This is a genomic window from Streptomyces californicus (genome assembly GCF_000717645.1).
Lineage (GTDB): Bacteria > Actinomycetota > Actinomycetes > Streptomycetales > Streptomycetaceae > Streptomyces > Streptomyces californicus.
In genome coordinates this window covers 116,619-137,775 of the sequence record NZ_JNZZ01000011.1, presented here as the reverse complement: position 1 = coordinate 137,775, position 21,157 = coordinate 116,619, and the positions used below count along the sequence as shown (strand labels likewise).

The 21,157-nt window shown below is 73.1% G+C and carries 18 protein-coding genes and 1 tRNA gene; 11 read left to right on the top strand and 8 right to left on the bottom strand.

The features are described from left to right. The first annotated feature begins 28 nt into the window (after nucleotides 1-28). From IF19_RS0116375 to IF19_RS0116360, 4 genes are all read left to right on the top strand, one after another. On the top strand, nucleotides 29-433 hold the full coding sequence (locus IF19_RS0116375; protein ID WP_030118978.1) for a PPOX class F420-dependent oxidoreductase: 405 nt from the start codon (nucleotides 29-31) through the stop codon (nucleotides 431-433). 229 nt (nucleotides 434-662) lie between these two features. Further along, a complete protein-coding gene (cysS, locus tag IF19_RS0116370) occupies nucleotides 663-2,063 on the top strand; it encodes a cysteine--tRNA ligase (protein ID WP_030118977.1) in 1,401 nt (466 codons plus the stop codon). Nucleotides 2,064-2,183: 120 nt separating this feature from the next. Beyond that, nucleotides 2,184-3,140, top strand: coding sequence for a 23S rRNA (guanosine(2251)-2'-O)-methyltransferase RlmB (gene rlmB, locus IF19_RS0116365; RefSeq protein ID WP_030118976.1), 957 nt, complete (start codon nucleotides 2,184-2,186; stop codon nucleotides 3,138-3,140). A 202-nt stretch (nucleotides 3,141-3,342) separates the two neighbouring features. Further along, nucleotides 3,343-4,983, top strand: coding sequence for a DoxX family protein (locus IF19_RS0116360; RefSeq protein WP_234310558.1), 1,641 nt, complete (start codon nucleotides 3,343-3,345; stop codon nucleotides 4,981-4,983). 276 nt (nucleotides 4,984-5,259) lie between these two features. On the opposite strand, the gene IF19_RS0116355 is transcribed toward IF19_RS0116360, so the two are convergent. From IF19_RS0116355 to IF19_RS0116340, 4 genes are all read right to left on the bottom strand, one after another. Next, nucleotides 5,260-5,976 (bottom strand): nucleotidyltransferase family protein, encoded by a 717-nt coding sequence (locus IF19_RS0116355; protein ID WP_030194268.1) that lies wholly within the window; start codon nucleotides 5,974-5,976, stop codon nucleotides 5,260-5,262. Between the two features lie 54 nt (nucleotides 5,977-6,030). Further along, the gene (locus tag IF19_RS0116350) at nucleotides 6,031-6,444 is read right to left on the bottom strand and encodes a hypothetical protein (RefSeq protein WP_030118971.1); all 414 of its coding nucleotides are present in this window, start codon (nucleotides 6,442-6,444) and stop codon (nucleotides 6,031-6,033) included. Between the two features lie 316 nt (nucleotides 6,445-6,760). Continuing rightward, nucleotides 6,761-7,897, bottom strand: a complete 1,137-nt coding sequence (locus IF19_RS0116345) for an ABC transporter ATP-binding protein (protein WP_030118970.1) — start codon at nucleotides 7,895-7,897, stop codon at nucleotides 6,761-6,763. A 279-nt stretch (nucleotides 7,898-8,176) separates the two neighbouring features. After that, nucleotides 8,177-9,625, bottom strand: a complete 1,449-nt coding sequence (locus IF19_RS0116340; RefSeq protein ID WP_050493813.1) for an RNA-guided endonuclease InsQ/TnpB family protein — start codon at nucleotides 9,623-9,625, stop codon at nucleotides 8,177-8,179. Between the two features lie 152 nt (nucleotides 9,626-9,777). Between IF19_RS0116340 and IF19_RS0116335 the strand changes: the two genes are divergently transcribed. Continuing rightward, nucleotides 9,778-9,851, top strand: a tRNA-Thr gene (locus tag IF19_RS0116335). Between the two features lie 59 nt (nucleotides 9,852-9,910). Here the strand turns inward: IF19_RS0116335 and IF19_RS0116330 are convergent. After that, the gene (locus IF19_RS0116330; RefSeq protein ID WP_030118968.1) at nucleotides 9,911-11,086 is read right to left on the bottom strand and encodes a baeRF3 domain-containing protein; all 1,176 of its coding nucleotides are present in this window, start codon (nucleotides 11,084-11,086) and stop codon (nucleotides 9,911-9,913) included. A 199-nt stretch (nucleotides 11,087-11,285) separates the two neighbouring features. Here IF19_RS0116330 and IF19_RS1000000137675 point away from each other — a divergent pair, with 199 nt between their 5' ends. Further along, nucleotides 11,286-11,462, top strand: a complete 177-nt coding sequence (locus tag IF19_RS1000000137675) for a hypothetical protein (protein WP_156095458.1) — start codon at nucleotides 11,286-11,288, stop codon at nucleotides 11,460-11,462. A gap of 127 nt (nucleotides 11,463-11,589) precedes the next feature. Here the strand turns inward: IF19_RS1000000137675 and IF19_RS0116320 are convergent, their stop codons facing one another. After that, a complete protein-coding gene (locus IF19_RS0116320) occupies nucleotides 11,590-11,943 on the bottom strand; it encodes a hypothetical protein (protein WP_030118967.1) in 354 nt (117 codons plus the stop codon). A 531-nt stretch (nucleotides 11,944-12,474) separates the two neighbouring features. Here IF19_RS0116320 and IF19_RS0116315 point away from each other — a divergent pair. From IF19_RS0116315 to IF19_RS01000000134790, 5 genes are all read left to right on the top strand, one after another. Further along, a complete protein-coding gene (locus IF19_RS0116315; RefSeq protein WP_030118966.1) occupies nucleotides 12,475-12,993 on the top strand; it encodes a hypothetical protein in 519 nt (172 codons plus the stop codon). A gap of 313 nt (nucleotides 12,994-13,306) precedes the next feature. Further along, on the top strand, nucleotides 13,307-14,197 hold the full coding sequence (locus IF19_RS0116310) for a DUF4097 family beta strand repeat-containing protein (protein ID WP_030118965.1): 891 nt from the start codon (nucleotides 13,307-13,309) through the stop codon (nucleotides 14,195-14,197). Nucleotides 14,198-14,450: 253 nt separating this feature from the next. Further along, complete coding sequence (locus IF19_RS0116305; protein WP_030118964.1) at nucleotides 14,451-15,452, top strand: ATP-binding cassette domain-containing protein; 1,002 nt, start codon at nucleotides 14,451-14,453, stop codon at nucleotides 15,450-15,452. Continuing rightward, nucleotides 15,449-16,240: an ABC transporter permease gene (locus tag IF19_RS0116300; protein ID WP_030118963.1), complete on the top strand. Its 792-nt coding sequence runs from the start codon at nucleotides 15,449-15,451 to the stop codon at nucleotides 16,238-16,240. The genes IF19_RS0116305 and IF19_RS0116300 overlap by 4 nt, the downstream gene beginning before the upstream one ends. A 431-nt stretch (nucleotides 16,241-16,671) precedes the next feature. After that, a complete protein-coding gene (locus tag IF19_RS01000000134790; protein WP_050493812.1) occupies nucleotides 16,672-18,687 on the top strand; it encodes a PAS domain-containing protein in 2,016 nt (671 codons plus the stop codon). A 302-nt stretch (nucleotides 18,688-18,989) separates the two neighbouring features. On the opposite strand, the gene IF19_RS0116290 is transcribed toward IF19_RS01000000134790, so the two are convergent. Next, nucleotides 18,990-20,381, bottom strand: a complete 1,392-nt coding sequence (locus IF19_RS0116290; protein WP_030120672.1) for a HAMP domain-containing sensor histidine kinase — start codon at nucleotides 20,379-20,381, stop codon at nucleotides 18,990-18,992. After that, nucleotides 20,378-21,094, bottom strand: a complete 717-nt coding sequence (locus IF19_RS0116285; protein ID WP_030118956.1) for a response regulator transcription factor — start codon at nucleotides 21,092-21,094, stop codon at nucleotides 20,378-20,380. The genes IF19_RS0116290 and IF19_RS0116285 overlap by 4 nt, the downstream gene beginning before the upstream one ends. Nucleotides 21,095-21,157 lie beyond the last annotated feature (63 nt).

The window sequence follows — 21,157 nt, the reverse complement described above, 5'->3', positions numbered from 1 at the left end:
GATCCGCAGCGCACAGGAGGACGCCCGCATGACCGCCGCACTCTCCACCGAGCTCAAGAACCTGCTCGACACCCCCGTCTTCGTCAACATCGCCACCATCCAGCCCGACGGCAGCCCCCAGGTCTCCCCGGTCTGGGTCAAGCGCGACGGCGACGACGTGCTGATCTCCACCACCGTCGGCCGCCGCAAGGAGAAGAACCTCCGCCGCGACCCGCGCGTCACCGTGCTCCTCCAGCCCTTCGACGCCCCGTACAGCTACGCCGAGATCCGCGGCGAGGCCACGCTGAGCACCGAGGGCGGCCAGGAGCTGATCGATGAGCTCTCAGTGAAGTACACCGGCAAGCCGTACGCCGAGTTCAACCCGAACTCCGCCCAGGACGACGCCCGCGTCGTCGTACGGATCTCGCCGCGCAAGGTGGTCGGCAGCATCTGACGCCCGCCCGACGGCCCGCCCGCCGCGAAAGGCACCGCGACAAGCACCGAGAACACCGGGAGCAGCGCGCGGAACCACCGCGAACCGCGCCCGGAACCACCGCGAACAGCGCCGAGGAGGCCCCGGAGAACGCTCTCAAAGCCCTTCCGGACCATCCCGGTACCAGAAAGTTGTCCCCGCGATCCCCAAGGGTCGCGGGGCACTGGTGCGGGCCTACTACCCTTGAGGGGTGACTATTCGCCTGCACGACACCAACGCCCGGCAGATCCGTGACTTCGTCCCGCTCACCGCGGGCTGTGTCTCGATCTACCTCTGCGGCGCCACGGTCCAGGCGGCTCCGCACATCGGCCACATCCGCTCGGGCCTGAACTTCGACATCATGCGCCGCTGGTTCGCGTACCGCGGCTACGACGTCACGTTCATCCGGAACGTCACCGACATCGACGACAAGATCATCGCGAAGTCCGCCGAGCAGGGACGTCCGTGGTGGTCGATCGGCTACGAGAACGAGCGCGCGTTCAACGACGGCTACGACGTGCTCGGCTGCCTGCCGCCCACCTACGAGCCCCGCGCCACCGGCCACATCCCCGAGATGATCGAGATGATGCGCGGCCTGATCGAGCGCGGCCACGCCTACGAGTCCGACGGCAACGTCTACTTCGACGTGCGCTCGCTCCCCGGCTACCTGGAGCTCTCCAACCAGGAGCTGGACGATCTGCGCCAGCCCTCCGCCGAGGGCGAGACCGGCAAGCGCGACCCGCGCGACTTCGCCATGTGGAAGGCGGCCAAGCCGGGCGAGCCCAGCTGGGAGACCCCGTGGGGCCGCGGCCGGCCCGGCTGGCACCTGGAGTGCTCCGCGATGGCCCACAAGTACCTGGGCTCCGCGTTCGACATCCACGGCGGCGGCATCGACCTGATCTTCCCGCACCACGAGAACGAGATCGCCCAGGCCAAGGCGTACGGCGACGAGTTCGCCCACTACTGGGTGCACAACGGCTGGGTCACCATGTCCGGCGAGAAGATGTCGAAGTCGCTCGGCAACTCCGTCCTCGTCAGCGAGATGGTCAAGCACTGGCGCCCGATCGTCCTGCGCTACTACCTCGGCACCCCGCACTACCGGTCGATGATCGAGTACAGCGAGGAGGCCCTGCGCGAGGCCGAGTCCGCGTTCGCCCGCATCGAGGGCTTCGTCCAGCGCGTCACCGAGAAGGTGGGGGAGACCGTTCCCCCCGCCGCCGAGGTGCCGCCCGCCTTCGCCGAGGCGATGGACGAGGACCTGGGCGTCCCGCAGGCGCTGGCGATCATCCACACCACCGTCCGCCAGGGCAACAGCGCGCTGGCCGCCGACGACAAGGAAGCCGCCGCCGCCCGCCTCGCCGAGGTCCGGGCCATGCTCGGCGTCCTCGGCCTGGACCCGCTCGACCCGCACTGGGCGGGCGAGACCGACCGGGGCGAGGACCTGCACGGCGTCGTCGACACCCTCGTGCGCCTCGTCCTCGACCAGCGCCAGTCGGCCCGCGCCCGCAAGGACTGGGCCGCCGCCGACGCCATCCGCGACCAGCTCAACCAGTCCGGCCTCGTCATCGAGGACAGCCCCAGCGGCCCCCGCTGGACGCTCGGACCGCGCTGAGCACACCGCGCCCGAACCCGCCGAGCACCGGCGGAGCAGCGCGAATGTGCCGCCCGGCGGTCCGGGCGGCACACTTTCCCCATACGTACGCACGTCTGAAAGCAACGAAACAGGTAGATCATGGCCGGGAACAGCCAGCGCAGGAACCGCCGCACGTCCAACAAGAAGGGCATGCAGGTCGGCAGCGGTGGCCAGCGACGCCGTGGCCTGGAGGGCAAGGGCCCGACCCCGCCCGCGTCCGCCCGCAAGGGACACAAGAAGAACCGCGTCGCCAACGCCCAGGCCAAGCAGGCCGCCGCCCGCCGCCCCGCGCCCCGGCGCGGCGGGGTGAAGGGCACCTCCGAGATGGTCGTCGGCCGCAACCCGGTCTACGAGGCCCTGCGCGACGGCGTGCCCGCCGTGACCCTGTACGTCCAGCAGTACATCGACAACGACGAGCGCGTCCGCGACGTGCTCAAGCTGGCGGGCGACCGCGGCACCATCAACCTGATGGAGGCCCCGCGCCCCGAGCTGGACCGGATGACCAACGGCCTGAACCACCAGGGCCTCGTCCTCCAGGTCCCGCCGTACGAGTACGCGCACCCGGACGACCTGCTCGCCGCCGCCGACGACAACCACGAGGACCCCCTGATCGTCGCCCTCGACGGGGTGACCGACCCGCGCAACCTCGGCGCCATCGTCCGCTCGGTCTCCGCGTTCGGCGGCCACGGCGTCGTCGTCCCCGAGCGCCGGGCGGCCGGCATGACCGCCGGCGCGTGGAAGTCCTCGGCCGGCACGGCGGCCCGTACGCCGGTCTCCCGGGTCACCAACCTCACCCGCGCGCTGGAGGGCTACCAGAAGGCGGGCCTCACGGTCGTCGGCCTGGCCGCCGACGGCGAGCACACGGTGGAGGACCTGGAGGAGCTGAACGGCCCGGTCGTCATCGTCATCGGCAGCGAGGGCAAGGGGCTCGGCCGACTCGTCGGCGAGACCTGCGACTACCGCGTGCGGATCTCGATGCCGGGCGGCGCCGAGTCCCTCAACGCCGGTGTCGCCGCGGGCATCGTGCTGTACGAGGTGGCGCGCCGCCGCGCCTGACGCCACCCGCCACCCGCCTCTCCGGGGCCGTTCCGCGACACCGCGGGGCGGCCCCGGACGGGCGTCGGGGCCCCGTTCACCAGAGGCGGCGAGCGAGGGCCGAACAACCATCCGGGATGCCCGAGTTTGGCCGGATCTTGACGGGTCTCGGACAGATCCCGTGCGGTCAAGGCAGTGTCCTAAACACACATCACTCGGTTAGATGAGTGTGGACACCAGAACGCCTCGGTTCGACGAGCAACCCGCCCTGAGCATGACCAAGGTGGACAGCGACCCCGCGCAGGTCATCGTCAACCACGCCAGCTTCCGGGTGCAGCTCGCCCCCGGTCAGCGCGCGCGGCTGCGCGGTGCCCCCGCGCAGACGGCCCGCATCCCCGCCATGAGCGGCGCCGGCGGCGGCCGCAGGCGGGCGCCCGTCGTCTGGAGCGGGAAGTCCGCTCCCGGCGACCCCGGTGCGACGGGCCTCCTCCAGGCCGTACGCAACTCCACCGCCGGACACCTCGACGCCGGCCTCGGCGGGGTGTCCGCAGGCGGCCACGGAGGGGGCGCGACCCAGCTCATCCCGCTCCTGGAGGAGACGCAGCCCACCCCCGTACTGACCGCACCCCACCCCACCAAGCGCACCGGCCCGCTGCTGCCGCCCATGCGGCAGGCCGTCGGCGCGTACGACGACCCGGCCGACGGCCCCGCGGGCCCCGGCCACTACGAGGACGCCGGCGCCCCGGACTCCGCCGAGACGGCCGACCCCCGGCGCGGCACGGCCGACCCCGTCCGGCACGCCTACTACCCCGGCCACCGGATGAACCTGGGCGTCGTCCTGCTCCCCATGCGGGTCCTGCTCGGTTTCATCTCCATCTACAGCGGCATGGGCAAGCTGTCCGACCCCGTCTTCTTCGACGGCGGCGAACGCGGCTCGATGGTCAAGTGGCTGACCTCCCTGCACCCGTGGGCGGTGGCCGAGCCGCTGCGCGACTTCGCGCTCTCCCACCCGGTCGGCGCCGGACTGACCGTCGCCTTCCTCCAGGTCATCGTCGGCGTGCTCACCGTCCTCGGCCTCTGGCAGCGGGTCGCCGCCGCGTTCGGCGCCCTGCTCTCCGCCGCGCTGCTGCTCGCCGCCAGCTGGCGGTCGGTCCCGGTGTACGACGCCCCCGACATCATCCTGCTGGCCGCCTGGAGCCCGCTGATCATCGCGGGCGCCCCGGTCTACTCCCTCGACGGCCGGCTCTCCGGCGAAGCCTGGCGCACGCTCGGCCCCCGCTCGGAGATCTGGGACCTGCGCCGCCGCGTCCTGCGGCGCGGCACCGTCATCGCGACGGTCGTCGTCGGCCTCACGCTGCTCGTCGGCTCCATCCTCGGCGGCGCGGTCCGCTCCACCGAGGTCGTCACCGTCCCCGGCCGCAACGACAACCCCACCAACCGCCTCCCCGGCATGCCGCTGCCCGAGGAGTCCACCGGCGAGCGCGAGGCGACCCGCGCACCGGAACAGCGGGAGAAGCCGCAGCCCACCAGCTCCGGCGCGGCGAGCACCCCCACCGCCGGCCAGACCGGGCCCGGCACGGCGCCCGAGACCGGCGGTGGTCAGAGCACCGGCTCGGACAGCACCCAGCCCAGCCAGACCCAGGGCACCAACCAGGCGCCCCCGCAGCAGCAGCCCGCCCCGCAGGAGCCCCCGCCCGCCACCAGCGCCGGCCCCACCTCGGGCTCCACCGGCGGCGACGGTTCCTCCGGCGGCTCCACGGGAGGCGGCGAACCGGAGCCCACCGGCGGCACGACCTCATCCGGCGGCGAGGGCTCGACCTCGGGAGGCGGCGGCCGCAACCCCATCGGCGGCCTCCTCGGCTGACCCGCACGACGGCGAGGAACCAGCAGGGGCGGCCCCCACCGGACGAACCGGGCGGGGGCCGCCCCCTTGTGTGGCGGGGTGCGGGCTGTCGGCGTACGGGCCTGGGCGCGGGCCGCTGCGCTGTCTTCCGGCGTACCGGCGTACCAGGGCGCGGGGCGCGCGCGGGCGGGCGCGGAGGCCCGGGTCTCAGGTGTACCGGGCCGGGCGTGGAGGGGCGGGCTTCAGGTGCGCCGAGGAGGGCGCGGGGTGTGCGCGGGCGGGGCGCGGAGGCGCGGGTCAGCCGGTGTGGGAGCCCAGTTCGCGGGCCGCCTCGGTGAGGTCCTTCGCGGTGTCGATGGCCCGCCAGTACGCCCCGTGCGGCAGCGGATAACCGGCCAGCAGGCGCTCACGGGCCAGCCGGGGGAACGTCGTCCGCTCGTGGTCGCCCCGGTCCGGCAGCAGCTCCGTGAACGCGGGCGAGAACACGTACACCCCGGCGTTGATCAGATACGGCGAGGGCGGCGACTCGATGAAGTCCGTGATGTGCCCGAACGCGTCCGTCTCCACGGCGCCCCACGGAATCCGGGGCCGGGCGAGGGCGAGGGTGGCGGTGGCGTCGCGCTCCGCGTGGAAGGCGGCCATCTCCCGCAGCGAGAAGCGGGTCCAGATGTCACCGTTGGTGGCGTACCAGGGCTGCTCCGGCTCGGGCAGCCGGCTCGCCGCGTACTTCAACCCGCCACCGCGCCCCAGCGGTTCGGTCTCCACGACGGTGGTGACCCGGAGCGGCAGGACCGCCGACTCCAGCCACTCCTGGAGCACCTCGGCGAGATGGCCGCAGGAGACCACGGCGTCGGTGACGCCCTCGGCGGCCAGCCAGGACAGCTGATGGCCGATGATCGGCGTCCCGGTGCCGGGGATCTCGACCATCGGCTTGGGGCGGTCGTCGGTGTACGGCCGCAGCCGCGACCCCTGGCCACCGGCAAGGATCACGGCCTGCGTCGGAAACGTATGCATGCCAGGCACGATATGCGGCGGAGGGCGGCGCTCCGTACCGCCGCCCCCGCGGACTCAGCTGAACTGCGCGACGCCCGAGGCGAACGAGGTGTCGCAGACCGGACGGGAGAAGCGCTGCGCCCGGGTCGGGCCGTACTGCTCGACGGCCGCCTTGCCGAGCGCCTTCGCGATCGACATGCAGTGGCGGGCGAGCGAGGGGCGCTGCTCCACGGCGCGCTGGAGGCCCGTGAGCGCGGTGCCCGGGTCCTTCTCCTGGAGCTCCACGAGCAGCTTCTCGCGCAGGACGTCCTGCGGGGCGTGCGGCTTCGCGGGCTTGGACACGGTCTCCGAGGAGGCGGCCAGCAGGGTGGAGTCGTTGTCCGTCGCGGCCCACGGAACGGTGGTGACCGCGAGGGTCCCGGACAGAACCATGACGACGGGCAGGACGAGAGCGAGGGATCGGCCGATGCGGCGCGCGGTGTGGGTCACGCAGCGAGCGTAGCGGCCAGTGATGGATCGGCGACAATTCGTCACTCTCGTGGGGGATGGTTCGACGCGTCCTTTCGAATACGAGGTTGACGAGCCGGGGTGAAATGCGCAGTGTGCCGGGGTATTTGACCCGGTCCGCCACCGAAACCCAAATCTCCCGGGACCATGCGAACGGCCCCGCGCCCCCGGGGGTGTCGCCCGGGGAGGCGGGGCCGTGCGTACGGCGGTGGCGTCGGCCGACGCGTGCCGGTCGATGCGTGCCGGTCGACGTGTGCCGACCGGCGTGCGTCTGCCGGAGCGCGTCTGCCGGAGTGCGTCAGTTGGTGAGGCGCTCGCCGGTGGAGGTGGCGAAGACGTGCAGCTCGTCCGGGCGCGGGACGACGTGCAGCTCGGTGCCCTTCTCCGGGACGGCGCGGCCGCCGACGCGGACGACCAGGTCCTTGTGCTCGCCGCCGACCTGCGTGGAGCCGTAGACGAAGCCGTCGGCGCCGAGCTCCTCGACGACGTTGACGGAGACGGCGAGACCGGCCGGCGCGTCCGAGGAGTCCTTGGTCAGCGTCTTCGCGGCGGCGCCGCCGTGCTCGACGATGTCGAAGTGCTCGGGGCGGATGCCGACCGTGACGGTGGTGTCACCGCGGTCCGCGGCGGCGGTGAGCGCCTCGCGGGAGACCGGGACGACGCTGTTGCCGAACTTCACGCCGCCGTCGGTGATCGGGACCTCGACGAGGTTCATCGCGGGGGAGCCGATGAAGCCGGCGACGAAGAGGTTGGCGGGGCGGTCGTACATGTTGCGCGGCGAGTCGACCTGCTGGAGCAGCCCGTCCTTCAGCACCGCGACCCGGTCGCCCATGGTGAGAGCCTCGACCTGGTCGTGGGTGACGTACACGGTGGTGATGCCGAGGCGGCGCTGCAGCGAGGCGATCTGCGTACGGGTGGAGACGCGGAGCTTGGCGTCGAGGTTCGACAGCGGCTCGTCCATGAGGAACACCTGCGGCTCACGCACGATCGCGCGGCCCATCGCCACACGCTGGCGCTGACCACCGGAGAGCGCCTTGGGCTTGCGGTCCAGGTACTCGGTGAGGTCGAGCATCTTGGCGGCCTCTTCGACCTTCGCCCGGATCTCGGTCTTGTTCACACCGGCGATCTTGAGCGCGAAGCCCATGTTGTCCGCGACGCTCATGTGCGGGTAGAGCGCGTAGTTCTGGAACACCATGGCGATGTCCCGGTCCTTCGGCGGCAGGTGCGTGACGTCGCGGTCGCCGATGCGGATCGCACCGCCGTTGACGTCCTCGAGACCCGCGAGCATGCGCAGGGAGGTCGACTTGCCGCAACCGGAGGGACCGACGAGGACGAGGAACTCGCCGTCCGCGATGTCGATCTCGAGCTGGTCCACCGCCGGCTTCGTGGAGCCGGGGTAGACGCGGGACGCCTTGTCGAACGTGACGCTGGCCATGATGGATCTTCTCCTCAACCGGCAGGAACGTGCCGGACGATCCGAGTAGGGAGTGGTCTGGTCCACTTGCGCGAACCTGCCGCGACGCTACCTGGCGTTCACCTGTTCTGTCAGTACCTCTTGGGTCACGAAAAGCCCGCCGGACGGACGCCGGGGGCAGAGCAGCGCACTTTTGATCCACCCCTGCTCACGCGGGGGATTCCTGCTTCGGCGCCCACCGCCGGCCGGACACCGCCCTGGGGGCGGCGCCTTGCCGGTCTCACACGGACTCCACAGGCATCACGGCCGACGGCCCGTCGGTCCGGCACGCACGTCCTCTCGTACCCGCACCCGCACACAGTCGGGTGTCTCGGACGCCCTGATCATCGACGGCACCGCCCGCCCGGCTGGCAGCGCCGACGCCACCAGCCCGTACAGCCGCAGCCCCTCGTCGCGCAGATTCCGTGCGGCGTTCACGTCCCGGTCGTGCGCCGCACCGCACGCGCCGCAGGACCAGCCGCGTACGGCCAGGTCTGTTTTCGGGCCGTACGCCCCACAGGCGGAGCACCGCCGGGTCGACGGGAAGAACCGGTCCACGACGACCAGCGTCCGCCCGTACCACGCGCACTTGTACCGCAACTGCCGGAGCAGCTCGCCCCACGAGGCGTCCAGGATCGCGCGGTTCAGACCGGCCTTGCGTCGCCGCCCCTCTCCCCGCGGTGACCGTACGAGAGAGGCGACGGACAGGTCCTCCACCACGAGCACTTGGTTCTCGCGCACGAGGCGGGTGGTGAGCCGGTCCAGCGCGTCCCTGCGGGCATCGCCGATCAGGGCGTACAGCCGCGCGATCTCCTGCCGCGCCTTGTTCCTGTTGTTCGACCCCTTCTTCTTGCGGTGCAGGCTCCGCTGGCGGGCCGCGAGCTTCGCCCCGTACTTCTTGAGCAGCCGGGGGTGCTCCACCTTCTCCCCGTCGTCGAGGGTGACCAGTGCCGCCAGGCCGAGGTCCAGTCCGACCGCCTTCGGTGCGCCGCCCGTGGGCAGGAACACCGGCGGCAGCGGCTCGATCCGCTCCTCCACCAGCACCGAGACGAAGAAACGCCCCGCCCGGTCGCGGCTCACGGTCAGCTTCACGGGCCGCGCCCCCTCCGGAAGCGGCCGGGACCACCGGACGCGCAGCGGCCCGGCCTGCTTCGCCAGCGCGATCAGTCCGGTCCCCGGCCGCTCCGGGTCCTCCGTCCAGCGGAATCCCGTACGGACGTAGGTCGCCGCGTCGCGGGAGCGGCCCTTCTTCCGCCGACGCGGGTGCCTGGCCGTGCCCTGGAAGAACCGGCCGAACGCGGCGTCCAGATGGCGCAGTGCCTGTTGGAGGACGACCGAGGACACTTCCTGGAGCCACCGCGTCCCCTCGGCGTTCCGCCAGCCCGTGAGGGCGCGGCAGGACTCCGCGAACCCGAGCGACACGCGGTGCTCGCGCCAGGCCCTGTCCCGGAGGGCGAGGCCCTCGTTGTAGGCCCAGCGGCAGGCGCCGAAGGTCTGGGTCAACTGCGCGGTCTGGGTGGGGGTGGGGTAGCAGCGGTACCGGTACACGCGCTGACGGGTGTCGGCCTCCGGCGCTCGCCGCCGCACCGGTACGGCCGCCTTTCGCCGGTGCTTGGCCCGGTCGGGGACGCCCAGCACTTCCCGCTTGACCCGCCCGGCCTCCGCGCCGATGACGCGCACGGCCTCGCCCTTCCCCGTGGGCTCGACCACGGCCCCACCCCCGTCCGATATCCGGATGGCACTGCAGTGCGTTCAACGAACAGGCGGGCGGGGTGGTTACGGCTGCCGATATGCCTGCCCGCGGGGGAGCGCCGCTGTGTAGAGTTGTGGCGTACTGGCGCGCGTCATCGACGTGTGCCCTCGCCTCCTTAGCTCAGCTGGCCAGAGCTCCGATCTTGTAAGTCGGATGTCGTCGGTTCGAATCCGACAGGGGGCCCGGCGAGAAGCCCGGCCCGGATCAGATCCGGGCCGGGCTTCTGTCGGTGTGCGTGCGTGTCAGTACCGCAGCAGGGCCGCCACGCCTCCGGAGTCGGGGAGGGTGTCGTCGGGGACGAACAGCACCTCCGCCTCGCCCGCCACCGCGCCGTCCACCAGCCGTTCCACGATGTCGGTGGCGACGTCGGCCGGGGGCGGTTCGACGTCCGGGGCCGGGTTCGGGAGGGTCACCGGTTCGGGGAGCTGGACGATCTTCAGGTCGCGGCCCTCGCCGGTGATCCGGCCGGCCAGCACCAGCGACTCCTCCAGCACCAGCCGCCGCACCCGGCGGTCCGCGATGGCGGTCCACACCTGTTCCGGGCCCTCCGCGACCTTCTCCTGTCCGCGCGCCTCCCCGAGTTCGGCCACCGCGTCGGCGGCCTGCCGGGCGTGGAAGTCGTCGAGGGTGGGACCGAGGCGCTCGGCCAGGTCCTGCGGGGACGCGGTGTCCATGCCGGCGAGCGTGAGCGTCCCGGAGACCGCTCCGCCGTGGGCGGTGAGGCCCTCGAACGCGGGGAGGATCTTCGTACCCCCGATGACGAACAGCGGCAGCGGGCCGTGCGCGTCGAGGTAGTCGCCGAGGTGTCCGTCGACCGCCTTCAGGTACTGCTCCACCCGCTCCTCGTGCCCCCGGTACGGGGCGGCGTTCGGGATCGGCCCCGGGACGGCGTCCTCGGGCGAGGGGATCTGCGGCGCGGCGGGGAAGCCGTGCTCGGTCACCTCGGTCAGCCTGCGTACGGAGCCGCGGTGGAGCCGGCACATCTCCTGGTCCAGGACGAGTACCAGGTACGGCTGGGACCGCTGCTCGGCGTCGACCAGGTAGCGGACGAGGAACTCCTCGGCGAACTCCACCCGGGGCCGGACCTCGCGCGGTGACGCCACGCGCCACACCTGCACCGGCTCGCCCACCGCCACGTATACCACCATGGCGTCGCCGCCCGGTGACGTCTCGTCCGCCCGCTCGATCACGTCGGGGTCCAGCAGGCGGTCCCTCAGTTCCAGCCGCGCCTCCCGCTCCACACCGGGATCGTCGGCCAGCCGGCGCTTGGCCTCCGTCACCAGGTCGCGCAGGAGGATGCGGTCCTTGTCGTTGAACCGGAAGTCCGGGTCGGTCGGCATGACCAGCGTGATCGCCGGGTAGGGCCGCGGCTTGCCCAGCTCTGCACGGATACGGGGAGTCAGTTCAGAGATATGCACTTTGCGAGCATCACACCGATTGCCCCGTGTCGCAGCGCGAACGTCCGCCGGTCGCCGCGCCACCGGGCCCGCAGTACCGTGAGGGGACCGTCGTATTCCGTACGCCATGACCCCGGGGCGCGTTCAGCGGATCCTGACCGGGTCCGATCCTGATCCGCCGGACGCGTCCTGGACGCGATCCACGCGAGGAGGCCGGCTCATGGGAAAGAAGCAACCGGCGAAGGGGCACCACGGTCTGGGGGCACGTGGGCAGGGGAAGCTCGTGTACTTCCACGGCCAGGTCCCCGAGGCCGCGAAACAGCCCAAGGAGCAGCGGACGGGCAGGGGCGGACCGCCCCAGGAGCACCGCCGGGACGGCGGCCGCTGGGTCGAGTAGCCGAGTAGCCGAGTAGGCGAGTAGGTGGTGGTGCTGGGCTTCGTGCCTCGTTCCTCGTTCCTCGTCGTGTTCTCGTCCGTCCCGCTCGGGCTTTCGTCCCGGGCGGGATCTCGGTGCGTCCGGCGTCCTATCCGGCCGCGGCGGGCGGAGGCGACGGGGCGCGGGCGCCGATGGTCATCTCCACCTCGTCCCGGTCGAGCGTGACTCCCTTGACGAACCAGGCGCTTTCGTCGAGCGGGGTGCCGGCCGCCGTGGTGTGGGCGGCCACGGTGAGGGTGGCCGGGTCCGTGCGGAGGTCGGCGGGGGCGGCCGTGCCGTCGGAGAAGCGCAGGTGGACGTCGACCGGCTCCGGGTCCGCGGCGAACGCCTCCGGGTGGGGCAGGCCCTGGAGGCGGCAGCGGGCTCCGGGGAACAGGTGGGTGTGGGAGCAGAGGGCCTGGTAGGCCGGCGGAGGGCTCTGCGGCGGGGGCGCGGGAGGCATCGGGGGCTCCGGGGGGTGGGGTGGTGCGGCGTGCCGGGGGCCCGGCTGGGCGTTCTCCGTCTGTACATCGCGTGTACGGCGGTGGCGCGCGCGCCACGCGGGGGCGGCGTGGGCCGTGGTCCGGGCGGCGGTGCGCGGGTGACGGCGGGGCGGGGTGGGCCGTTGCACGAGCTGTGGTTTGGTGGTGTTGGGCCGGGGTCCGGTGTGGCCGGGCGCGTGCCACGGCGGGCCGTCGTTCGGGCCGTGGTGCGGTGGTTGCCGGGTGGGCCGGGGTCTGGCGTGGCGGTGCGCTGGTGAAGGCGGGCCGTCGCTCGGGCCGTGGTTCGGTGGTGTCGGGGTGGTGCCAGATGGGATGCGCTGATGCCAAGTGGTGCCAGGTGGCTCTCCTGTGATGCCACTGGGGGGTGCCACGGTGGTGATTCTGGTGGCGCGATGAGAGATTAGGCGAAGAAGGACCAGCTCAGGGGCGTTTTCAGAAAAGGTGCGCCAATGTGGCTCGACGTGGTGCCATTCGTGTGCCATAGTTGAGCCATGGACCTCACCCCCTACGTCGACAACCTCCGGCGGGAACTCGCCGCCGCCGCGGATGCCAGCGGAGACGAAGCCCGCGCCCTGGCCGAGCGGCTCAGCGTTCCGCTGGAGTCCGCCGCCCGGCTGACCCTGCTCAACGTGCTCTCCGCCGCGATGGGAGACGTCACCCGGGAGTTGGCCCCCGGTTCGGTGGACGTGCGGCTGCGCGGACTCGACCCCGAGTTCGTGGTGACGCCGCCGCCCGCGCCGGAGCCGGTGGCCGAGGTGCGGGAGCTCGCCGCGGCCCCCGTCGTGGCGGCGCCCCCGGCCGGGGACGCCGACGACGGGACCATGGTGCGGATCAACCTCCGCCTCCCGGCCCACCTCAAGGGCCGGGCCGAGGGGGCGGCGGCCGCCGAGGGCCTGTCGGTCAACGCCTGGCTCGTATGGGCGGTCTCCCTCGCCCTCGACGGCGGTGAGCGGCCGAACGCGTCGGGCCGGGGCAAGAGCTCCGGCGGTTTCACCGGCTGGGTCCGCTAGGGCCTGTCTGACCATTCCCGTCTGCCTCACGACGCCATGCACGCACTCTCGCCGCACCGGCCGCAGACCCGAGTACGTCCTGTACGAGGGCCGGGAGCCGCGGCACGCCGAGAGCACGCACCTGACGCCGCGCGGCCGCCCTACGGGCGACGACGGGACTGGTCAGACAGGCCCTGGAACCCGGGGGCCCGGAGCCCCCTCCGTACCGCCATCACCGGTGGACCGTCCGGTCCGCCGACGTCACGCACAGCGGCCGCCGGAGCGGCGGCCGGACCACTTCTTCAGCACACCGAGTCACGAGGACGGGACGACCATGCCTTCTTTCGACACCCCCGCACCCATCTCCGCCGTCGTCGAGCTGGACGCCGGCACCGCCCGCATCACCGCCGGCAAGCGCCTCGACACGATCGTGGAGGTGCTGCCGGCCAACGGGGCCGACAAGGAGGACGTACGCGCCGTGCAGCAGACCGAGGTCTCCTGCTCGGGCGGACGCCTCACCGTCAGAACCCCGAAGAAACGGTCCCTGTTCGGCAGGCCGGGCTCCATCGTGGTGAGCATCGAACTGCCCGCCGGTTCCGATGTGCGCGGCACCACCGCCCTGGGCAACCTCATCTGCGAGGGCCCCCTCGGGGAGGTGCGGCTCAAGACCTCGCTGGGCGACGTCCGGGTGGACGAGGCGGCCCGCGCCGAACTCACCACCGACCACGGCGACATCCGGCTGGACCGTTCCACCGGGGACGCCGAGATCACCGGTTCCGGCCGGGTCGAGATCGGCGCGGTCGCCGGAGCGGCCGTCGTCAAGAACGGCAACGGCACGACCGGGATCGACGAGGTCGGCGGCGAGCTGAAGGCCAACGCGGCCAACGGCGACATCTCCGTGGGCACCGCCGGCGGCAACGCCGTCGCCAAGTCCGCCAACGGCCGGATCGAGATCGGCACCGCCCTCGCCGGGGTGGAGGCCACCTCCTCCAACGGGCGCATCCGCGTCGGCGACGTGGTCCGCGGCCGGATCGCGCTCCGTACCTCCGTCGGAGACATCGAGGTCGGCATCCGCCGGGGCACGGCGGCCTGGCTCGACCTGGAGCCCAAGTACGGCACCGTACGCAACAACCTCGGCGCCGCCGCCGGCCCCGAGGACTCCGACGAGACCGCCGAGGTGCACGCCCGGACGGGGGCCGGCGACATCCTCATCCGCCGCGCCTGACCCGCACCTCCTCTCTACCCGCACCCCGACTCTTCCCGCGCGAAGCCTCCGCGCCCCGTCTCGTCCCGCACCGCCCCTCCGGGCTCCCTCTCCTCCCGGACCCCCTTCTCTTCCCGCACCGCCTCCGCGGACCGGCCCGACCGTCTCGTACGCCCTCGGGCCGGCCCGCTGACCACCCATGCCTCCGGGCCGGTCCGTCACCCGCCCCGCCTCCCGGGGAGCCCGGCCCCACCGCTCGTGAAAGGGACTCAGCATGACTGTCACCCCGCCCCCCGCGCCGCGCGCCGCCCAGGCCGCGCCGCCGGCGATCACCGCCACCGGGCTGCGCAAGTCCTACGGCGACAAGGTCGTCCTGGACGGCATCGACCTGTCGGTGCCGCAGGGCACCGTCTTCGCCCTGCTCGGCCCCAACGGCGCGGGCAAGACCACCGCCGTCAAGATCCTCTCCACCCTCATCACCGCCGACGCCGGCGAGCTGCGCGTCGCCGGTCACGACCTGGCCGCCGAACCGCACGCCGTACGGGCCGCGATCGGCGTCACCGGGCAGTTCTCCGCCGTCGACGGGCTGATCACCGGCGAGGAGAACATGCTGCTCATGGCCGACCTGCACCACCTGTCCAAGCGGGAGGGGCGGCGGGTCGCCGCCGAACTGCTGGAGCGGTTCGACCTCGTGGAGGCGGCGAAGAAGCCCGCCTCCGGCTACTCCGGCGGCATGAAGCGCCGCCTCGACATCGCCATGACGCTGGTCGGCGGCCCGCGGATCATCTTCCTCGACGAGCCGACCACGGGTCTCGACCCGCGTTCGCGCCACACCATGTGGGGGATCGTCCGCGAGCTGGTGGCCGACGGCGTCACCGTCTTCCTCACCACCCAGTACCTGGAGGAGGCCGACGAGCTGGCCGACCGCATCGCCGTCCTCAACGGCGGGCGGATCGCGGCCGAGGGCAGCGCCGAGGAGCTGAAGCGGATCGTGCCCGGCGGACACGTCCGGCTGCGGTTCACCGACCCGGCCGCCTACCGGTCCGCCGCCTCCGCCCTGCGCGGCGGCGCCGGGGACGACGAGGCGCTGGCGCTCCAGATCCCCAGCGACGGCAGCCAGCGCGACCTGCGCTCCGTCCTCGACCGGCTCGACGCGGCCGGCGTCGAGGCCGACGAGCTGACCGTGCACACCCCCGACCTCGACGACGTCTTCTTCGCCCTCACCGGCGCCCCCGTGCCCGCCTCGACCCACCAGCCGAAGGAGGCTGTCCGATGAGCACCCTCTCCCTCGCGGTCCGCGACTCGTCCACGATGCTGCGCCGCAACCTGCTGCACGCCCGGCGCTACCCGTCCCTCACGCTGAACCTGCTCCTCACGCCTGTCATGCTCCTGCTGCTTTTCGTCTACATCTTCGGCGACGTGATGAGCGCGGGCATCGGGGGCGAGGGGGCCGACCGCGCCACGTACATCGCCTACATCGTCCCGGGCCTGCTGATGCTCACCATCGGCTCCACGGTGATCGGGACGGCGGTCTCCGTCTCCAACGACATGACCGAGGGCATCATCGCCCGGTTCCGCACCATGGCGATCCACCGCGGTTCCGTGCTCGTCGGGCACGTCGTCGGCAGCGTGCTGCAGAGCGTGCTGAGCGTGGTCCTGGTCGGCGCGGTCGCCGTGGCCATCGGTTTCCGGTCGGTGGACGCCACGCCCCTGGAGTGGCTGGCCGCCTTCGGGCTGCTGGTGCTCTTCTCCGCCGCGCTCACCTGGATCGCCGTGGGCATGGGGCTGATCAGCCCGAACGCGGAGGCGGCCAGCAACAACGCGCTGCCGATGATCCTGCTCCCGATGCTCTCCAGCGCGTTCATCCCGGTGGAGACGATGCCGGGCTGGTTCCGGCCGATCGCCGAGTACCAGCCCTTCACCCCGGCCATCGAGACGCTGCGCGGGCTGCTGCTCGGCAGCGAGATCGGCCACAACGGGTGGCTGGCCCTGGGCTGGAGCGTCGGGCTCGTGGTGCTCGGCTACTTCTGGGCCACCGCGAAGTTCGCCCAGGACCCTCGGTGAACCGGTGACCCGGTGGCCCGGCAGCCCGGTGACCCGGTGGCCCCGGGGGCCGGCGGATGCGGCAGCGGCCCGCGCTCACTCCGAGCGCGGGCCGCTGCCGCCGTTCCCGGGGGCCCCTGCCGCCGCCCCCGGGACCCAGCCGCCCCGGGGACCCCGCCGTCCCCCGGACCCCGCCCGGACATCCGGCCCGGCGCGAACGCATGGCGCACGGCACACCGCGCGAACGCACGGCGCATGGCGCACGGCGCGAACGGCCCCCGCCCGGGCGGGTATCTGAGCGCAGGCACAGGTCCTCGTTAAGGCACTCCTAAAGATCGGCTCCCGAGCCCCGTCCGGGGTGGTGGAGGGGTGTGACGGGTCTACGTTGAGTTGGCCGTCCGGCTGGGTGCCCAGCGCCCACGCGAGAGAAGCCCGTGACAGGGAGCGCCGTCGTGAACAACCCGTCCCAGCCAGCTATCGGTCGTCCCGCCGCCGTCCTCGACGCGCTGCCCGACGGCCTCGTGCTCGTCGACGACAACGGCACGGTCGTCAACGCCAACACCATGGCCCTGGCCCTCTTCGAGACCCCCGGGACGTCCGTCGTCGGGCGCGGACTCCTCGATCTGCTCCCGGAGTTCGACTGGCGGCAGGCCCCCGGCCCCGCCAACCGCCCCGCCCCGACCCCCGACGGGACCGGCGCGTGGATGCGGGCCGGGGCCCGGCGGATGAGCGCCCGCCGCACCGACGGCTCCACGTTCCACGCGGAGGTCTCCGTCACCGCCGTACCGGACGCGGGTACGACGGCCTCCGGCACCTACGGGCGGAGCGCCGGGGGCCACCTCCTCATGCTCGTCGTCCGGGACCTCACCGGCGGCCTGGACGCCGAGGCCGAACTCGCCGAGGCCCGGCGGCAGACGAAGGCCGTGCTGCGGGCGGTGGCCGAGGGCATCGTCGGCACGGACGCAGACGGCCGGATCGTGCTGGTCAACCCGGCCGCCGCCCGCATGCTCGGCCACCGGGCGAGCGAACTGGGCGGCCAGGAGCTGCACTCGCTCGTCCTGCACTCACGGGCGGACGGCGAGCCGTTCCCGTACGAGGAGTCGCCCCTCGCCGACACCCTGCGGACCGGCCGTACCAACAGCGTCCGGGGGCAGACCCTGTGGGACCGGGAGGGCTCCCGGCTGCTCGTCGACATGACCGTCGCACCGGTCCGCGAGGGCGACCGGGTGGCCGGCGCCGTCCTCACCTTCCGCGACCGGGGCCCCGAGCAGCGGCTCGCGCACCGGCACGCCTCCGAACTCACCGCGCAGGCCCAGCGCCACGGGGCCGAACTGCGCCGCCACGAACAGCGGTACGAGGGCCTGGCCGAGCGCCACCGGAGCCTGACCGCCGCCGTGGACGGCGCCCGGCGCGGGCACCTGGAGGAGCTGCGCTCCGAACTCATGACGCTGGCCGCCGACAACGCCGGTCAGCTGTGGCCGGAGGCGGGGCGGCTGCTGAACCGGCTCGCCACCGGATACACGCGCATGGCCGCCGTCCTGGACGACCTGCTGGACCACCAGCGGCTCGCCGCCGGAGTGGTGGAGCTGCGGCGGCAGCCGGTGGACCTCGCGGGCATCGTCCGCGAGGGCGTACGCCGGTCCACGGAACTGCTGGGACCCGAGCGCGCGCGGTTCGCCCTGCGCAGCCCCGCCGTTCAGGTGGAGGCGGACCCGGAGCGGCTCGCCGTGGCCCTCTCCCACCTCCTCACCGACGTGGCCCTTCCGGAGGGCCACGTGCCGGCGGACGCGGAGGAGGAGGCCCTGACCACGGTCGCGGTGACGCGGAACGGCGAGACCGTCCGCATCGAGGTGCGGGGGCCGTACGCCGGTGGCGACCCGGTCCACCAGTCGATCGTCTCCGGCGTCGTGGGCGTCCACGGCGGGGCCGTGCAGTGGTTCGAGGCGCCCGGTACGGGCGGCGGGGTGTACGTGGTCGAGCTGCCGGTCCGTTCCGCGGCCGGCACGGCGGAGGGGCTGCCCCACGCGGACGCCCCCTCGGCCGCCGTCGTGGGACAGCCGTCGGGCCGACGGCGCCGTCGCGCCCGGCACGCGTCGTCCGAGGCCGACCAGGAGGGGCGTACGCCGGTGGGCGTGGCGATCTCGACGGTGGCGGGCACGGGGTCGGCGGCCTGGATGGAGCCGACGGCCGCGGCCGGCACGGGCACCGGGCTCGGTACGGGCGTCGCGGCCGGCGCCGGGCCGGGCGCGGTCACGGTGGCCGGGGCGGAGACCGGTATCGGCTTCGACCCCGCCCCCACGGCCGTACCCGTGCTCACGCGGATGTCCGCGCGGGCGCTCGGGGGACGGCACAACCACGGTCGCGGTTCGGGTCATGCCCCGGGCCACGCCGGAGGCACGGTGGCCGAACCGCTCGGAGCGCGCGTCGTGTTGTGGCCCACCGCGGAGGGTTCCGGCCGGGCGTCCTGACCCGTCCCCGTCGCCACCGGGGCGCCCGGCCGGTCCGCCCGAGCGCGGGGAGGGCCGCGAGCGGAACCCCGTACGCGGAACCCCGTACGCGGAACGCCGTACGGGGAAACCCGTGAACGGAACCCGTACGCGAAGGAGCCGTACAGGGAACCCGTACGCGGGGGTCCGCACACGGACACCCGTACGCGGGGTCCGTGAACGGGAACCCGCAGGCGGGAGCCCGTACGTGAGAACGCGCACCCGAGCCGCGCACAGGAGAGCCCGTACGCCGATCTGCGTACGGGCTCTCGCGTGGTTCCTCCTCAGCCCGACGTGACGCCCGGCCGGCCCCGGCGGCGGGGTGAGCGGCGGTCGCGGCGGCGGGTCTGCTCGCCGGGGGCGCCGTTGAGCTGGATCCACACCCGGATCTCCGCCCCGCCGTACACGGAGCTGCCCACGCGGACGTCGCCGCCGGTGGCCTCCGCCATCTGCCGCACGATGTCCAGACCGAGGCCCGTCGAACCGTCCCGCTCGCCGTCGTTGCCCCGGGTCAGCGCGGCCTCGGGGTCCGCGATCCCCGGTCCGGCGTCGGAGACGAGGATGAGCACCGCGTCCTGGCTGCGGTGCATGTCGAGCGAGAACGCGGTCCCCTCCGGGGTGTGCTGGAAGATGTTGCCCAGCAACGCGTCGAGCGCGGCCGCCATGTCGGCCCGCGGCACCGGGACGAAGACCGGCTCCTCGGCCCCCGCGACGTCGATGGCCCGCCCCTCGTCCTCGCCGAGCGCCGCCCAGAAGTTCATGCGCTCGCGGATGACCTCCGACGCGTCGCACCCGCCGCTCAGGAGCGGTCCGCCCGCCCTCGGCCTGGACTCGCGGGCGGCCCGGATGATGGTGTCCACCTCGCGCTCCAGGTGGGCGACGGCGGAGCGGGTCTGCTCGGCGGCGGTGCCCTCCCCGAGGGAGGCCGCGTTGAGCCGCAGCACGGTCAGCGGGGTGCGGAGGCGGTGCGAGAGGTCGGCGGCCAGTTCCCGTTCGTTGGCGAGGAGTTCGACCACCTGGCCGGCCATGGCGTTGAACGCCTCGGCGGCCCGCCGCAGTTCGCCGGGTCCCTCCTCGGGGACCCGGACGTCCAGGCTGCCCCGGCCGAGCTGCTGCGCCGCTCCGGCCAGGCGCTCGGCCGGCTGGGTCATCCGGATGCCGAGGCGGTCCGCGACCAGCACCGAGCCGGTGACCAGGGCGAGGCCGACCCCGGCCAGGACGAGCCAGGCGAAGGCGACCCCGCGGCCGACCTCCGACTCCGGTACGAAGACCTCGACGATGCAGATCTTCCCGGAGCCGAGGGCGAAGGGCTGGAGGAACGCCGAGCCGCCGGGCACGTCGATGACCCCGGCGTGCTTGAGCTCCCGGGCGATCTCCACCGCCTCGTGGTCGGCCCGGACCTGGCCCATCTCCAGCTCCGCGCGGTCCTCGGTGGCGGGGAGGTGGACGGCCATGCGCCCGTCCGCGCCCGCCTCGGTGGACAGGACGGCCTGGAGCAACTGCTCGCGGTCGGAGGTGATGGAGAGCGTCGGGCCGAGCGCGTTGGCCTGCCGCTCGGCCTGGGAGAACGCCCGGTCCGACGCCATCTCCTTGACGACCAGGGCGAGCGGCACCGCGAAGGCCAGGACCACCATGCCGGTGACGGCGAGGCAGACCTTGATCAGGGCCCATCTCACTGCGGGGGTTCCAGTTTCACGCCGACGCCCCGGTAGGTGTGCAGGTAGCGGGGACGGGCGGCGGACTCGCCCAGCTTCCGGCGCAGCCAGGAGAGATGGACGTCCACGGTTTTGTCGGCCCCGTAGGGCTGGTTCCAGACCTGGGCCAGCAGGTCCTTGCGGGAGACGACCCGGCCGGGGCGTTCGGCGAGGTAGGCCAGCAGGTCGAACTCGCGGCGCGTGAGGTCGAGCTCGACGCCGTCGAGGGAGGCGGCCCGGCGCGTCGGATCGACGGATATCCCGCCGACGCTGATCACCTCGGGCATCGGTACGACGGCGTGCCCCCGGCCGCCCGCGCCCCCACGTCCGCCCCCGCCGGAGCGCCGGAGGACGGCGGCGATGCGGGCGGTGAGGTGCTCGGCCGAGAACGGCTTGGTCAGGTAGTCGTCGGCACCGTCGTTGAGCAGGCGGATGATGCCCGCCTCGTCGTCCCGGGCGGTCGCGATGATCACGGGAACGTCGGCTATGCCGCGCAGCATCTTCAGGGCCTTGCCGCCGTCGAGGTCCGGCAGTCCCAGGTCGAGTATCACCACATCGAAATGAAGTTGGGAGATCTCACGCAGCGCCTCCAGTGCGGTGCCCACACTCCGCACGCTGTGGGAGGCGTCGGTGAGGTGCCTAATGAGGGCAGCGCGTACGAAGTGGTCGTCCTCGACCAGGAGCACACTAGCCATGGAGCGAACCGTACGCTATTCAATGAATCGATTTGCAGGACCTTCGTGACAGGACCTTCGGAG

Bases quoted from the DNA above. Each gene is read 5' to 3' on its own strand.
- IF19_RS0116305 (WP_030118964.1), top strand. From the start codon at position 14,451: ATGACTGTCACCCCGCCCCCCGCGCCGCGCGCCGCCCAGGCCGCGCCG.
- IF19_RS0116300 (WP_030118963.1), top strand. From the start codon at position 15,449: ATGAGCACCCTCTCCCTCGCGGTCCGCGACTCGTCCACGATGCTGCGC.
- IF19_RS0116285 (WP_030118956.1), bottom strand. From the start codon at position 21,094: ATGGCTAGTGTGCTCCTGGTCGAGGACGACCACTTCGTACGCGCTGCC.
- IF19_RS0116320 (WP_030118967.1), bottom strand. From the start codon at position 11,943: ATGCCTCCCGCGCCCCCGCCGCAGAGCCCTCCGCCGGCCTACCAGGCC.
- IF19_RS0116375 (WP_030118978.1), top strand. From the start codon at position 29: ATGACCGCCGCACTCTCCACCGAGCTCAAGAACCTGCTCGACACCCCC.
- IF19_RS0116345 (WP_030118970.1), bottom strand. From the start codon at position 7,897: ATGGCCAGCGTCACGTTCGACAAGGCGTCCCGCGTCTACCCCGGCTCC.
- IF19_RS0116360 (WP_234310558.1), top strand. From the start codon at position 3,343: ATGAGTGTGGACACCAGAACGCCTCGGTTCGACGAGCAACCCGCCCTG.
- IF19_RS1000000137675 (WP_156095458.1), top strand. From the start codon at position 11,286: ATGGGAAAGAAGCAACCGGCGAAGGGGCACCACGGTCTGGGGGCACGT.
- IF19_RS0116310 (WP_030118965.1), top strand. From the start codon at position 13,307: ATGCCTTCTTTCGACACCCCCGCACCCATCTCCGCCGTCGTCGAGCTG.
- IF19_RS0116355 (WP_030194268.1), bottom strand. From the start codon at position 5,976: ATGCATACGTTTCCGACGCAGGCCGTGATCCTTGCCGGTGGCCAGGGG.
- IF19_RS0116315 (WP_030118966.1), top strand. From the start codon at position 12,475: ATGGACCTCACCCCCTACGTCGACAACCTCCGGCGGGAACTCGCCGCC.
- rlmB (WP_030118976.1), top strand. From the start codon at position 2,184: ATGGCCGGGAACAGCCAGCGCAGGAACCGCCGCACGTCCAACAAGAAG.